Origin of the sequence: Amycolatopsis sp. NPDC051106, from assembly GCF_040682775.1 — a bacterium.
In the GTDB taxonomy this organism is placed as follows: Bacteria; Actinomycetota; Actinomycetes; order Mycobacteriales; family Pseudonocardiaceae; genus Amycolatopsis.
This window is the reverse complement of record NZ_JBFBBQ010000011.1, coordinates 125,430-138,189: the sequence shown is the minus strand read 5'-3', so window position 1 is coordinate 138,189 and position 12,760 is coordinate 125,430. Positions and strand designations below refer to the sequence as shown.

Here is a 12,760-nt window from a genome sequence, read left to right as displayed (position 1 = left end):
TCCAGTACCAGAACAACGCGATTCTGGATACCAGCTTACCGCGGCGCGAGACTTGCCCCATGCGAGCTTGGACTGTTGCGGCACACGACGACGACGTACGCCTCACCGAAGTGCCGGCGCCCACCCTCCAGGGCGGCGGCGTGATTGTGGAGGTGCTTTCCGCGCACCTCCCGGCGTACACGAAGATGGTGGTGCGGGGAAACCGTGGCGGCTTGCCGGTGCCCCTGATCCTGGGCCCGTCCTGCATCGGGCGCGTGCTCGACGTGGCGCCCGACGTGTTCCACGTCGCCCCGGGCGACATCGTGCTGGACACGTCGAGGCTCGACGCGGGTGACGGCGACGAGATCCTCGTGGGCTGGGTCGGCCTGGGCGGCTCCGGCGCCGGCAGCGAGCGCACGGACCGCATGCGCGCGGTGTGGCACGACGGCGTGTTCGCGGAGAAAGCGCTCTGCGCCAAGGAAACGATGGTCAAGCTGCCCGGCGCGGAGGACTACCCGGACCCGGCGCGGCTGTCGTTCCTGCCGTGGCTCTGCATCGCCGCCGGGGGCCTGCACGCGGCGGGCACCCTGGCCGGCCGCGACGTCGCGGTGATCGGCGCGACCGGCCAGCTCGGCGGCGCGGCGGTGCTGCTGGCGCTGGCGGAAGGCGCGGCGACGGTGACGGCGGTGGGCCGCAACAAGGAGGCGCTCGACCGGCTGGCCGAGCTCGGCCCCCGCGTCCGCACCCACCGGCTGACCGGCGACCGCGCGACGGACGCGGCGGGGATCGGCCCGGTGGACGTGGCGCTCGACGCCCTCGGTGCGACGCCGACGGCGGACGCCACCATGGCCGCCTACGACAGCTTGCGGGGGCGCGGCACCCTGGTGCTCATCGGCGGTGTGCGCCAGGAACTCACCATTCCCTACAGCGACCTGATGCACCGCAGGCTCACCCTGCGCGGGTCCTGGATGAGCGACGACGAGACGGTGACCACGGTGTGGAACCTGGTCCGCACCGGGCTGCTGGACCTCTCCGCGGTCGAGCTGCTGACGGTCGGCCTGGACGACCCCGCGGCCGCACTCGACCTGGCCGAGCGCACGACGGGCCTCGGCTTCGTGGCCCTCGTCCCCTGACCGGGCCCGTAGTCCAACTATTCGGTGGGAATGTTCTTGGCTCCGGGCATGGCTTGGGACACCGAGGAGACACGACGACGCCTCAAGGAAGCCGCGGTCGCCGAGTTCGGCGACCGCGGCCCGGACGCGACCATGGCCGACATCGCGAACCGGGCCGGCATCACCAAGGAACGGCTGTACAAGGCGTAGTCGGCGTCGATCTCGTCGTCGAGCGTCCCGTCCCGCTGCGCGGCGGCGTACCGGGCGACCTTGCTCTGGTAGTGCGCACCGCGATTCGTCTCGTCGACCGGCCGGCGAACTCGCCGATGTTCTCCAGGCCGCCCGGCGGCTCGCCGACCGCGACCGCGAGCTGCTGGAGCTGCTCGGCCGGCACTGTCCGGCACAGGGCTCGCTTGTCGCCGAAGCACCGGGGCCGCTCAGGGCATCGGTACCGCGGCGCGTGCCGTTTCGCCGAGGACGGTGCCCGAGTCGTGCTCACGGACATGGCCGGCTCGACGTGCCGGCCGTGGCCACCGTGGTCGCACCGCCTTGGTCACCGCTGAAGGATCTCCCGCCCGCCGAATGGGACCGGGTCATGGCGGTCAACGCCAAGGCCCGTTCCTGTTGTCGCGCAGCGCCATCCCCGCACTGACCGCGCCGGGCGGCAGCATCGTCTACGTCCACTCCGGACACGCGCAGCTCGGCTCACCGGGACGAGCCGTCTACAGCGCGTCCAAGGGAGCGCTCGGTTCGATGATCAAGGGCCTGGCGCTCGAACTCGCGCCGGACCGGATCACGGTCAACGGCGTGGCGTGCGGCGATCAAGCGCCCGGTACGAGGCGGCCGATCGGCAGCAGGGACGTCACCGCGCCCGTCGTAACGCCGGCACCGACGCCGGCCCAGGCGAGGGGGCCGAGCGGGGTGCAGCCGAAGAACTGGCTGAGACCCGGCGTCTGCACGATCGCGGCCAGTGCGAGCGCCGAGCCGACCGCGGTGCCGACCACCAACGGGCTGCGCCGCCGGCCGCGCAGGGTCTGGGCCAGCTGTGTGCCGACGAGGCCGCACAAAGCCATGGTGCTGGTGCGGCGCGCGGTCCCGGGGGTGAACCGGCCGATCAGCCACGCCGTCGTCGCGCCGACGCCGGTGGTCACCCCGCGGCTCGTGATGTCGCGCGCGAGCCGCTCGCCGAGGCCCGCCGGGCCGCCGGCGCCGTCGTCGTCCGGCCGGGTGACGGCCACCGCCATCGCCGGGAACAGATCGGTCAGCAGGTTGACCAGCAGCAGCTGCCGGGTGCCCAGCGGCGAGTCGCCGGACACCAGCGTGCCGAGCACCGAAAAGCCGATCTCGCCCGCGTTGCCCCCGACCAGGATGACGACGGCGTCGGTGACGCTGCGCCAGAGCGCGCGGCCCTCCGCGACGGCGTCCAGCAGCACGGTCAGATCCTCGTCGGTGAGCGCGAGGTCGGCGGCGGTGCGCGCGGCGGTCGAGGAACGGGCGCGCACGCCGATGCCGACGTCCGCGGCGCGGATGGCGGCCGCGTCGTTCGCGCCGTCGCCGACCATCGCGGTCACCCGGCCCGCCTCGCGCAACGCCTCGACGACCTGCAGCTTCTGCTCCGGCGCGACGCGCGCGATGACCCCGGCGCCCGCCAGCAGCCGCGCGCGCCCGGCCCGGTCGAGCTCGGCGAGCTCATGCCCGGTGACGACTTCGGTGTCGGCGGGCCAGCCCAGCGACGTCGCGATGGCTCGTGCGGTGTTCGGGTGGTCCCCGGTGAGCATCACCGGCGCGACGCCGGTCGCGCGGAGCCCGCTGATCAAGGGCTCGGCCGTGGCGCGCACCGTGTCGGCCAGACCGACGAAGCCCACGAACTCGAGGTCGGCCAGTACGTCGCCGTCACCGTCGGCGAACAGCGAGCCGGGATCGTCGCCGAGCGACCGGGTCGCCACCGCCAGCACGCGCAAACCCCGGTCCGCCAACGCTTCTCCGGCCGCGGCCGGTTCACTCGCGTTGGCGCACGCGGGAAGGACGATTTCCGGTGCCCCTTTGACGAGCAGTACCGGCGCGCCCTCGCGATCCCGCCCGACCGTCGCCGAGTAGCCCCGGTTCGCCTCGAACGGCCGGCCGTCGAGCTCGGTCCAGCCGTCGTCCGGACCGGCGGCGTCGAGCACCGCGGTGTCGGTGGCGTGGACCCGCACGTGGGGATCGTCCGGTGCACCCGGGCACGCGCGAGCCGCGGCCCGCAGGACGGGGTCGGCCGCGTCCGCCTCGCGCGGTTCGCCGTCCGGCCCGGTCGTGGTGACCACGCGCAGCCGGTTCTCGGTCAGCGTGCCGGTCTTGTCGAAGCACACGACGTCCAGCCGGCCCAGCGCCTCCAGCGCGCGCGGGGCACGCACGAGCACGCCGCGGGCCGAGAGCCGCCGCGCGGCCGCCCGCTGCGCCACCGTGGCCACGAGCGGGAGTCCCTCGGGCACCGCGGCGACGGCGATCGCCACCCCGCCGGCCAGCGCGCGGCGCATCGGGCGGCCACGGACCGCGGAGAGCCCGGTGACGAGGGCGCCGCCGAGCAGCGTAAGCGGCAGGGCACGGCGGGTGAGGTCCTGCAGCCGCGCCTGGATGCCCACCGCGGCGGAGCTGCGGGTGGCCAGCTCGACCGCCCGGCCGGCCACGGTCGCCGCGCCGACCGCCACGACCACGGCCGTGCCTTCTCCGCTGACCACGGTGGTGCCGGCGAAGACCAGGCAGCTGCGCTCGGCCAGTGGCGCACCCGGAACCGGGTCGAGCTGCTTGGTGACCGGGAGCGACTCGCCGGTCAGCGCGGATTCGTCGACTTCGAGGCCGGTACCGGAAAGCAGCCGCGCATCGGCGGGGACGACGTCGCCGGCGCGCAGCTCGATCCGGTCGCCGGGCTCGAGCACCCGGGCGTCGACGACCCGGCCGCCCTCCCGGCGGGCGCGTTGCCGCTCACCGTCCTGCAGCTGGGCCAGCGCCCGGCGGCCGCGGAACTGCTGGGTGCCGCCGACCACGGCGTTCAGTCCCATCGCCGCGGCCACCAGCAGCGCGTCGACCGGCGAACCGACCACCGCGGACGCGACCGCGCCGAGGGCCAGCACCGGGGTGAGCGGGTCGTCGAGCTCGGCGACGATGTCGGCGGTCAGCCCCGCGCCGAAGCGGACCGGCGCGGCCACGGGGTGCCGGGCCGCGGTCTCGGCCGCCGCGCGCACCCGCTGGGTGGCCAGGTCCCAGGAGGTCGGGGTGGGCCGGTCGGCCGCGAGGCGCCGGACGACGTCGTCGGCGCTCAGCTCGTGCCAGGCGACCCGGACCCGGCCCGCCGGCGGCCGGGCCGTGGCCACGTGCAGGGCGCTCGACCAGCCCAGCGCCATCCCGGTCAGCCCCCCGAGCGCGACCGGGTTCAGCCGCGGGACGGCCGGGACCAGCGGCCGCCGGGCTCCCGGGCGGCGGCCGGACATCAGCAGCAGCCCGTTGATCAGGGCGCCGGCGGTGGCCACCCGGGTCGCGCGCCCGCTGTTCGCGCGGGCGGCCGCGGCCGCCCGCAGCACCCGCCAGACCCCGCGCAGCCCCGGGCGGACGAGGAGATCCGCGCCCCACAGCACCGGGGCGTCGCCGTCGACGAGCGCCACGCAGAGGTCCGCGGCGAGCAGGCCGGCGACGTCGTCGGAGGCCGGCCGGCAGTGCGGGGCCGGCCGGCCGACGGCCAGGACGACGCGGCCTTCGTCCTGCAGCCGCGCCACCAGTCCGGCCAGGGTCTCGTCCGCACCGAGGGCGGTCACGTCGTCGGCGAGCGCGGCGAACTCCCCCAGCCGCTCGCGGACGTCCGTCCCGGCGATGACGACCCGGGCCTCGGCGCGCCGAGCCGCGTCCAGCACGGCTTCGGCGTGCGGGTCCAAGCCGTCGTCCCCGTGCAGGACATCGGCGTGCAGGAGCACTGTGTCCACTGTGGCCAGTGCCTTGAGCCGGTCCGGGTCGCGAACGAGGATGCCTTCGCGGGCGAACGCGGTGCCGATCGCCGTGTGGAAGGCCGTGTCGGCGTAGCGGGCCGGCATCGGGGACGCGGCGAGGAGCGCTTCGGCGGCTTCGCGTGCGTTGCGGCGCATGAGCAGATCGGCCAGCGCGGCGAGCAGGCCGCTGCCGAGCGCGTTGCGGGCGTAGTCCTCCGTGGGCGCGCGCACCCGCCGCTCCGCCGGGGTCACCCCCAAACTGGGCCGCTCGGGCGAACAGAGCTCGTCGTGCACGGCGTCGAACGCGGTGAGCCGGGCGATCGCCTCGGTCAGCTGGCCGGTGCGCAGCACCGCGTCCAAGGCCAGCTCGACCGGCTCCTGGCCGAATCCGCGCACCGCCGCGGAGACCGCGGCCCGCACGAGTTCCGCTGTGTACCAACCGAACCGCTCGTCCAAGGCCGTCCGGACCGCCGGGTGCTCCCGCGCCGCGGACACCGCCGCCCGGGCCGCCTCGTGCACCCGGCCGGTCCCCATCGCGCGCCCACCGATCGATACGGCCAGGCCCGCGACATCCATCGCCAGCGCCAGCGCCGCCGTCCGCACCCCGTAGGTGTCGCCCGGGTGCGACGGCGCGCAGTCGCCCGGTTCGGCCGGCGCGAGCCCGTGCCGGGAGCAGTGCGCGGCGATCGAGTCGAGGACCCCGGACACCGCACCGTCTTCGGCCAGGTGAACGACGAGGCTGCCGAGCCCGCCGTCCCAGTACGCACCGGCCACCTCGGGGTGCGCCGCCACCGCGGCGGCCACCGCGGGACCGTCGGGACGGCCCGTGCCGTCGTCGGCCGGCCGCAGCGGCACGTGCAGACGCTGTCCCGCGCGCCAGACCGCCGAGCGTGCTCCCGTCGCGTTGCGCACCACCCGCGCCGCACGCACCGTCGACCGGCTCGTCGTCACCGTCGCCTCGCGCAGTGTCCCCGCCGCACCGGTGGCCAGCTCGCCGGCCAGCGGGCCGATCGCCGCGACCGCCTTCTTCGCCCCCTGCGTAACCAGGACCGGCCCGGTCAACCCCAGCACCAAGCTCGCCTTCGCGGCGCCGAACAGACCCCTGAGCACACACACCTCCGCCGACTGACCCAGTCCCGCAAGGGCTTTCCCGACACGACGGCGACCAAACCGCATACACCCCGACCGGGCGAACCACCTACTGGGCCAACCCGGGTGCGGAGGGCGCGAGCGAGCCCGAACGGGTCACCGAGGAGCGCGGCCGCGACCGGCCGCACTCCTCGCGGGGGACCGTCAGGCCTGGACGTACCCGGCCGCGACGTCGACGATCCAGGTGACGCCGAAGCGGTCGGCGAGCATCCCGAACGCGGGCGCCCACGGGGCGGGTCCGAACGCCTCGATCACGTTCGCGCCCTCGGCCAGGCCCTCCCACACGGGAGTGACCTCGTCGATGCTCTCGCCGCGGACGGAAAGGAAGAACGGCTCCTCGGTGATCGTGGTGCCGTTCTCGCGACGCGTGGTGGGCGCGCCCGGGACGGCCGGCGCGTGCTCGCCCGGCACGTCGTAGGCCATCACCCGGAAGCCGTTGTCGGCCACGACCTGGCCGAACACGACGTGGGCGGCGCCGGGCAGCTCGGCGGGCATGCCGAAGTCGGCGTAGGTGGCGACGGTGAGCTGCCCGCCGAACACCGACTGGTAGAACTCCAGGGCTTCGCGGGCCTGGCCGTGGAAGTTCAGGTGGGCGACAGCGTTGAGCGACATGGTGTTCCGGTCCTTCGCGAGTGGTTCCTGACGCCGGAGGGCTCCGGCGACAGGACCGACGATGTCAGCAGTACCGGTCAGAGAACGTCCGCTACTTGTGGCATGGTCGAAGCCATGCCGGTTGCCTCCTCGACGACGACCTCCAGCCGGTTGTTGTCGCTGTTGTCCATGCTGCAGGCCCGGCGGGACTGGCCGGGCGGCCTGCTCGCCGAGCGGCTCGGCGTCAGCGAGCGGACCGTGCGCCGCGACGTCGACCGGCTGCGCGAGCTGGATTACCCGGTCCAGGCGGTCAAAGGGCCCGACGGCGGCTACCGGCTCGAAGCAGGCAGCCGAATGCCGCCGCTGCTGTTCGACGAGGAGCAGGCGGTCGCGCTGGCCGTGGCACTGCGGATCGCCGCCGGGACGGGCGCGGGCATCGAGGAGGCGGCCCTCCGGGCGCTGGCCACGGTGCGGCAGGTGCTGCCGTCGCGGTTGCGGCAGCGGGTCGACGCCCTCGAGATCGGGGTGGCCGGGCGCGGCAGCGACCCGCAGATCGACACCGGGATCCTGCTCACGCTCAGTGCCGCGGTGCGCGCGAACGAGGAGGTGCGGTTCGGCTACCGCTCGCCGGACCGGCCCGAGGACGCCGAGCCGCGCCGGGTGCAGCCGCAGCACCTGGTGGTGCGGGCCGGCCGCTGGTACGTCGTCGGCTGGGACCCCGACCGCGGCGGCTGGCGGACCTTCCGCGCCGACCGGATGACACCTCGGATCCCCAACGGCCCCCGGTTCGTGCCCCGGGAAGTGCCGGGCGGCGACGTGGCCACGTTCCTGTCGGCCCGGTTCAAGGGCTCCGAAAGCACCGACGCCTGGCCGTGCCGCGGCGAAGTGATCCTCGGCCTGCCCCTGGCGGAGGTGGCCCCGTTCGCCGGCGACGGCGTCGTCGAGCACCTCGGCGACGCCCGGACCAGGCTGACGACGGGGTCCTGGTCCTGGGCCGCCCTCGCCGCGACGGTGGCCCGCTTCGACACCGAGATCGAGGTGATCGGCCCGCCGGAGCTGCGCACGGCGTTCGCGGAGCTGTCCCGTCGAGCCGGACGCGCCGCGGAGGCCGGCTAGGGCGATCGTCCGGCACCACCTCCCCTGCCACTGGCGCATGGGGCGGCAGTTGACGCCGGAGTAGACCGGTCGTATAGTCCTTCTCGTCGGGACGCGGCACACGCCGAGTCCCCCGCCGCTCCTCGAAGGGTCAAGCGTCATGGGAAGCATCAAGGTCGGCACGGAGAACAGCACCGACATCGAACTGCACTACGAGGACAAGGGCGAGGGCCGGCCGGTCGTGCTGATCCACGGCTATCCGCTGGACGGCAACTCCTGGGAAGGCCAGGTGCCGGCCCTGCTGGCGGCCGGCAACCGGGTCATCACCTACGACCGGCGCGGCTTCGGCAAGTCCAGCCAGCCCGCGACCGGGTACGACTACGACACCTTCGCTTCCGACCTGAACACCCTCATGGAGACCCTCGACCTGCACGACGCGGTCCTGGTCGGCTTCTCCATGGGCACCGGCGAAGTCGCCCGCTACCTCTCCACCTACGGTTCGGCCCGCGTGGCCAAGGCCGTCTTCCTGGCCTCGCTGGAACCCTTCCTGCTCGTCACCGACGACAACCCCGACGGCGCCGCTCCCGCCGCCTTCTTCCAGGGCGTCTCCGACACCGTCAAGAAGGATCGCTACGCCTTCTTCACCGGGTTCTACAACGACTTCTACAACCTCGACGAGAACCTCGGCACCCGGGTGAGCGAGGAAGCGGTGCGCAACGCCTGGAACGTGGCGACCGGCGCCGGTGCGATCGCCTCGGCGGCCGCTCCCCTGACCTGGCCCACCGACTTCCGCGCCGACATCCCCCGCATCGACGTCCCGGCGCTGATCGTCCACGGGACCGCCGACCGCACCCTGCCCATCGACGCCACCGGACGCCGCTTCGCCAAGGCGCTGCCCACCGCGCAGTACGTCGAGATCGACGGTGCGCCGCACGGGCTCATCACCACCCACACCGCCGAGGTCAACGAGATCCTGCTGGACTTCCTCGGCCGCTGACCCCTTCTAGACGACCGGTCTAGTGGAAGCTAGGATGGAACCCATGCCAGTCACCCAGGGCGACACTCGCCGCAGCATCCTCGACGCGGCTCAGCGCATCATGTCCCACAAGGGGTTCGCCGCGGTGGGCATCAACGAGGTCCTGTCCGAGGCCGGAGTGCCCAAGGGGTCCTTCTACCACTACTTCACCTCCAAGGACGCCTTCGGCGAGGCGATGATGCGGTCGTACTTCGCCGACTACCTCGCGGACATGGACCGCATCCTCGGCGAGCCGGGCCCGACCGCGGCGCAGCGGCTGATGAACTACTGGCAGAGCTGGCGCGAGACGCAGAGCGTCGACGAGTGCCAGGGCAAGTGCCTGGCCGTCAAGCTCGGGGCGGAGGTCGCCGACCTGTCGGAGTCGATGCGGCTCGCCCTGAAGGAAGGCACCACCGCCATCGTCGACCGCCTCGAGCGGGTGATCGCCGCCGGCGTGGCGGAGGGCTCGCTCGCGGTCGACGAGGACGCCCGCACCACCGCGCAGGTCCTGTACGACATGTGGCTCGGCGCCAGCGTCATGGCCAAGATCCACCGGGACATCGGCCCCCTGGACACCACCACGACGGTCACCCGCCGGCTCCTGCACCTGTAGCAATCCCGTTCAGCCGCCGTACGTTCTGTTCACCCAATAGAGACGACCGGTCTACTTGACCGGCACCATGCGAAGGAGCAGTACTCATGAAGGTTCTCCTCGTCCTCACCTCGCACGACGAGCTCGGCGACACCGGCCGGAAGACCGGCTTCTGGCTCGAGGAGCTGGCCGCCCCTTACTACCGCTTCCGGGACGCCGGCTTCGACATCGTGCTCGCCTCGCCGAAGGGTGGCCGGCCGCCGCTGGACCCCAAGAGCAACGAGCCGGCCAGCCAGACCGACGAGACCCGCCGCTTCGAAGCCGACCCCGAGGCCATGGACGCGCTCGCCCACACCGTGCGCCTCGACTCCGTCTCCGCCGACGACTTCGACACCGTCTTCTACCCCGGCGGTCACGGCCCCCTGTGGGACCTGGCCGAGGACACCACCTCCGTCCGGCTGATCGAGACCACCCTGCGCGCCGGCAAGCCGCTCGCGCTGGTCTGCCACGCTCCCGGTGTCCTGCGGCACGCGGAGAACGCGGACGGCACGCCGCTGGTGCACGGCAAGAAGGTCACCGGGTTCACCAACAGCGAGGAAGCGGGAGTCCAGCTCACCGACGTCGTCCCTTTCCTCGTCGAGGACGAGCTCGTGCGGCTGGGCGGCGACTACGCCAAGGGTGACGACTGGGCGCCGTACGTCCTGCGGGACGGCCTGCTGATCACGGGGCAGAATCCCGCCTCCTCCGGCCCGGCCGCGGACGCACTCATCGACCTCGTCGCGAAGGTCGCCAAGAACGGCGCGTGAGCGCTACGCCGCGCGAGCAACTCGACGCCCCTGCCGGGCCGGCGGCCCACCCGGCCCCGGCCCGGCGGGCCCAGCCGGACGAACTGACCGACGACCCGGTACCGGCCGGGTCCGCACAGGGACTGAGAACCGATGCCCTTACCAGCCAGCACAAACACCGCCGCCCCGGTGCCGGCGCGGACAACCGGCCGGACCGCGTGGATCCGGCCCGCCGCCGCGGTCTTCGTCGTCGGATGGGGAGCGAACATGTTCGCCTCCGTGCTGCACGCCTACGCCCACCTGAGCGGGACCCGGGCCGACGGCCTGTTCGGGGCCTACGCCCTGGGTCTCGTCCCGGCCCTGGTGATCGCGGCACGGGTCTCGGACCGGTTCGGCCGGCGGCGGGCACTCCTCGCCGCACTGCTGCTTTCGGCGCTCGGCTCGACGGTGCTGGCCTTCTCGGGCGGCGCGTTCGGCACGATCCTGTTCGGGCGGATCCTCATCGGGATCAGTGCCGGCGCGGCCTTCGGGCCGGGAACGGCGTGGATCAAGGAACTCTCCGGCACCACGCCGACGCGATCCGGCGGAGCACGACGCGCGGCGGTGGCGCTGACCGCCGGGTTCGCGGCCGGGCCCCTCCTGTCCGGGGCCATCGTCCAGTGGCTTCCGTTGCCCCAGACCACGTCTTACCTCGTCCACATCGCGCTCGTGGCGCTGGTGCTACCCCTCGTGTCCGGGGCCCCCGAGACGGGACGGCGGCACACCGGACCGGCCACCAGCCACACCGCAGCGGACGACCGGCCGGGGAGCTACCTGACCGGCCGGGCGTTCCTGGCCGCCGTTCTGCCCACCGCACCCTGGATCTTCGGAGCCGCCACGGTGTCCTTCACGGTGCTGCCCGCATTGGTGCCCCTGAGCCACCTCGGCGCCGTCGGAAGCGGCATCGTCGCCGCGATCACGCTGGGCACCGGCATCGCGGTGCAGCCATGGGCGGGCCGGCTCGCGAGACGCTCCCCCGCAGCACCCTTCCGGACGGGCATGACGGCCGCGATCGCCGGCATGCTGCTCGCGGCGCTCACCGCGGGCACCGGTTCCCTGGTCCTGCTGGTGGCCGCGGCCGTCGTCCTCGGCTCGGCTTACGGCATCCTCCTGGTCAGCGGACTGCGGCTGGTGGAATCGCTGGCCCCTCCACAGCACGCCGCCACCGCGAACGCCGTCTTCTACAGCCTCGCCTACGCCGGGTTCGCTTTCCCGGTGCTCGTGCAGGCACTGAGCAGCCTGGCGAGTCCGGTCCCCGTGCTCGTCGCGGGATCCGTGCTCGCGATGGCGGCTTTGGCGACGACCTTCCTTGTCTGGCCACGGAAAGTCAGCCGGCCGCCCGCACTTCGGACCGGCCGCTCACCACGTCGATGACGTCGAAGTAGTCGTTCTCGAATGTCGCGAGCCCGTCCCAGTACTTCTTGCCCGTCGTGAAGCCGGGCTGGTCGTGCACAACGTGGAACTGGTCGAAGGTGGACCACGTCCCGAAGTTGATCAGACGGTGCCCGTCGTGGCTGCGGTGGAAGTTGACGGCCCGCAGCCCCGGCGTTGCCAGTGAAGCCGGCGCGCCGGAACCGGCAAGGCGGCGATCTACCTCCGCTGGGCCGGCAAAACCGAGTTGGTCATCGCCGCCGCACAGATGGGCGTCCACTGTCCATAACGGCCGAAGGGACCCCTCAGCCTTGGCGAGCCGGCCGGATGGTCAGGTCGCCGATTTCGACGTCCTCGGGCTGGTCGATCGCGAAGGCGATCGCCCGGGCCACCGCCGTGGCGTCGATACCGAGCTCAGCCATGTTCTGCCTGGCCTGCTCGCGCACGGCCGGATCGTCGACCGCGTGGTCGATCAGCTCCGTGCGGACATAGCCCGGCGAGATCGACGTCGTCCGCAGGACCCCGTCGGTGCTCTCCTGCCGCAGGCCCTCCAGCAGGGTGCGCACCGCGTTCTTCGTCCCGGCGTACACCGCCTGGGTGGGAACGATCTTCAGCCCGGAGGTCGAGACGACGGTGACGAGGTGACCGCGGCCCTGCCGGCGGAACACCGGCAGGGCCGCGGCGATCCCGTGCAGGATTCCCTTGACGTTCACGTCGACCATCGCCGACCACCCCTCGACGTCCAGGTCCGCGATCGAGCTGATCCTGCTGACCCCGGCGTTGCCCACCAAGACGTCCAGGCGGCCGAAGCGCTCGACGGCGAGGGTGACGAGCGACTGGAGATCGCCGGGAACGGTGACGTCCACGCGCGTGGCGGCCGCCTGACCGCCGTCGGCTTCGATTTCGGCGACCAGCCGGTCCAGCCGCTCGGTGCGGCGGGCGCCGAGGACGACGGCCGCACCGAGCGAGGCGAGGTGGCGAGCTGTCGCTTCCCCGATTCCGCTGCTGGCGCCCGTGATGGCGACGACCTTGCCGTGGATGGTCATGACGATCCCCTCACTGAAATGGACAGATGT

At 73.3% G+C, this 12,760-nt stretch carries 11 protein-coding genes and 1 pseudogene; 9 read left to right on the top strand and 3 right to left on the bottom strand.

Annotation, left to right across the window (positions count from 1 at the left end):
- Positions 1-59: 59 nt before the first annotated feature.
- The 3 genes and pseudogenes from AB0M83_RS12025 to AB0M83_RS12015 form a co-directional block, all read left to right on the top strand.
- Complete coding sequence (locus AB0M83_RS12025) at positions 60-1,112, top strand: zinc-binding dehydrogenase (protein WP_364516072.1); 1,053 nt, start codon at positions 60-62, stop codon at positions 1,110-1,112.
- 48 nt (positions 1,113-1,160) lie between these two features.
- The gene (locus tag AB0M83_RS12020; RefSeq protein WP_364516070.1) at positions 1,161-1,301 is read left to right on the top strand and encodes a TetR family transcriptional regulator; all 141 of its coding nucleotides are present in this window, start codon (positions 1,161-1,163) and stop codon (positions 1,299-1,301) included.
- A 372-nt stretch (positions 1,302-1,673) separates the two neighbouring features.
- Positions 1,674-1,901 (top strand): annotated as a pseudogene (locus tag AB0M83_RS12015) (SDR family NAD(P)-dependent oxidoreductase); the annotation flags it as partial.
- An 11-nt stretch (positions 1,902-1,912) separates the two neighbouring features.
- Here the strand turns inward: AB0M83_RS12015 and AB0M83_RS12010 are convergent.
- On the bottom strand, positions 1,913-6,157 hold the full coding sequence (locus tag AB0M83_RS12010) for a cation-translocating P-type ATPase (RefSeq protein WP_364516068.1): 4,245 nt from the start codon (positions 6,155-6,157) through the stop codon (positions 1,913-1,915).
- Between the two features lie 183 nt (positions 6,158-6,340).
- Positions 6,341-6,808 carry a VOC family protein gene (locus AB0M83_RS12005; protein WP_364516066.1) on the bottom strand — a complete coding sequence of 156 codons (468 nt, stop codon included), beginning with the start codon at positions 6,806-6,808 and terminating at the stop codon, positions 6,341-6,343.
- Positions 6,809-6,922: 114 nt separating this feature from the next.
- On the opposite strand from AB0M83_RS12005, the gene AB0M83_RS12000 reads away from it, so the two are divergent.
- From AB0M83_RS12000 to AB0M83_RS11975, 6 genes are all read left to right on the top strand, one after another.
- Complete coding sequence (locus AB0M83_RS12000) at positions 6,923-7,903, top strand: WYL domain-containing protein (protein ID WP_364516064.1); 981 nt, start codon at positions 6,923-6,925, stop codon at positions 7,901-7,903.
- A gap of 139 nt (positions 7,904-8,042) precedes the next feature.
- Positions 8,043-8,879: an alpha/beta hydrolase gene (locus AB0M83_RS11995; protein ID WP_364516062.1), complete on the top strand. Its 837-nt coding sequence runs from the start codon at positions 8,043-8,045 to the stop codon at positions 8,877-8,879.
- A gap of 43 nt (positions 8,880-8,922) precedes the next feature.
- Entirely contained in the window at positions 8,923-9,510 is a 588-nt protein-coding gene (locus AB0M83_RS11990; RefSeq protein WP_364516060.1) for a TetR/AcrR family transcriptional regulator, read from the top strand.
- Positions 9,511-9,596: 86 nt separating this feature from the next.
- The gene (locus AB0M83_RS11985; RefSeq protein ID WP_364516058.1) at positions 9,597-10,295 is read left to right on the top strand and encodes a type 1 glutamine amidotransferase domain-containing protein; all 699 of its coding nucleotides are present in this window, start codon (positions 9,597-9,599) and stop codon (positions 10,293-10,295) included.
- A 132-nt stretch (positions 10,296-10,427) separates the two neighbouring features.
- Positions 10,428-11,687, top strand: coding sequence for an MFS transporter (locus tag AB0M83_RS11980; protein ID WP_364516056.1), 1,260 nt, complete (start codon positions 10,428-10,430; stop codon positions 11,685-11,687).
- Positions 11,688-11,901: 214 nt separating this feature from the next.
- Entirely contained in the window at positions 11,902-11,973 is a 72-nt protein-coding gene (locus AB0M83_RS11975) for a hypothetical protein (RefSeq protein WP_364516133.1), read from the top strand.
- Between the two features lie 16 nt (positions 11,974-11,989).
- Here AB0M83_RS11975 and AB0M83_RS11970 read toward each other — a convergent pair whose 3' ends face one another.
- Positions 11,990-12,730, bottom strand: a complete 741-nt coding sequence (locus AB0M83_RS11970; RefSeq protein WP_364516054.1) for an SDR family oxidoreductase — start codon at positions 12,728-12,730, stop codon at positions 11,990-11,992.
- Positions 12,731-12,760: the final 30 nt, after the last annotated feature.

Bases quoted from the DNA above. Each gene is read 5' to 3' on its own strand.
- AB0M83_RS12025 (WP_364516072.1), top strand. From the start codon at position 60: ATGCGAGCTTGGACTGTTGCGGCACACGACGACGACGTACGCCTCACC.
- AB0M83_RS12020 (WP_364516070.1), top strand. From the start codon at position 1,161: ATGGCTTGGGACACCGAGGAGACACGACGACGCCTCAAGGAAGCCGCG.
- AB0M83_RS12005 (WP_364516066.1), bottom strand. From the start codon at position 6,808: ATGTCGCTCAACGCTGTCGCCCACCTGAACTTCCACGGCCAGGCCCGC.
- AB0M83_RS12000 (WP_364516064.1), top strand. From the start codon at position 6,923: ATGCCGGTTGCCTCCTCGACGACGACCTCCAGCCGGTTGTTGTCGCTG.
- AB0M83_RS11995 (WP_364516062.1), top strand. From the start codon at position 8,043: ATGGGAAGCATCAAGGTCGGCACGGAGAACAGCACCGACATCGAACTG.
- AB0M83_RS11990 (WP_364516060.1), top strand. From the start codon at position 8,923: ATGCCAGTCACCCAGGGCGACACTCGCCGCAGCATCCTCGACGCGGCT.
- AB0M83_RS11985 (WP_364516058.1), top strand. From the start codon at position 9,597: ATGAAGGTTCTCCTCGTCCTCACCTCGCACGACGAGCTCGGCGACACC.
- AB0M83_RS11980 (WP_364516056.1), top strand. From the start codon at position 10,428: ATGCCCTTACCAGCCAGCACAAACACCGCCGCCCCGGTGCCGGCGCGG.
- AB0M83_RS11970 (WP_364516054.1), bottom strand. From the start codon at position 12,730: ATGACCATCCACGGCAAGGTCGTCGCCATCACGGGCGCCAGCAGCGGA.